We start from the raw sequence: 692 nt of genomic DNA on the forward strand, positions 1-692 counted from the left end.
TTCATAGCAATTGGTATTTGGATTGTAGGCAACTTCATTATTCCAAATCCGCCCATTCGGGTCAAACTCCTCGGTATACTTCTTCCATTCGTTGTATACGATCGGATGGACATCTCTCACCTCTTTAATCTCTGCATCGATTTGCTTCATGGTCTCCTGGTACCAAACCTTAAGCCCATTGACATTTTTGAAATCTTCCGGTTTCAGTTCACCTTCGGTGGAATAGGCCAAGATCGGCATCACTCGGGAGTCCCCGGCGATCATCACAAAACCCTCCGATTCATTTACTACATAGGCCTCAAAATCCAAACTATCCGCTAAACTTACTCTGGCGATTTCTCGGATTTTTGGAGAAGGTTTCCCTTTGCGTGCAGCAATAAAACTGGAATCTTCAGTAAAAAACCCCATAGCAACCTTTCTCGCCATCTCAGAGTCAATCTTGTAGGATGCCACCGACTCGATTTGATCAACTTGAATGGATGGCTCCTCTGTGGTGAGCCCTCCCTCACAGCCCATGATTAAAAAAGGGAAAAATCCAAGCAGCCAAAAGCTACCTTTGTTTGTTTGTTTGTTTGCTTGTTTTCATAGTTTCTGGGAAAAGTTTGTATTAAGATTGTTAAATATAAAGCTAAATTTTATTCAAAAAAATACCCAGAACTGGGTATTTTTCAGAGGTTTTCTTACCTTTCTCT

Annotated in this window: 1 protein-coding gene; it reads right to left on the bottom strand. The window is 41.5% G+C overall.

What is annotated here, in order from left to right; all coding sequences use genetic code 11:
* Window positions 1-516, bottom strand: a 516-nt coding sequence (locus tag Q0L00_RS19625) for a Spi family protease inhibitor (RefSeq protein WP_297338592.1), incomplete at its 3' end; no start/stop codon positions are given.
* Between the last annotated feature and the right edge of the window lie 176 nt (window positions 517-692).

It is taken from the genome of Algoriphagus sp. (genome assembly GCF_024305035.1).
GTDB lineage: Bacteria > Bacteroidota > Bacteroidia > Cytophagales > Cyclobacteriaceae > Algoriphagus.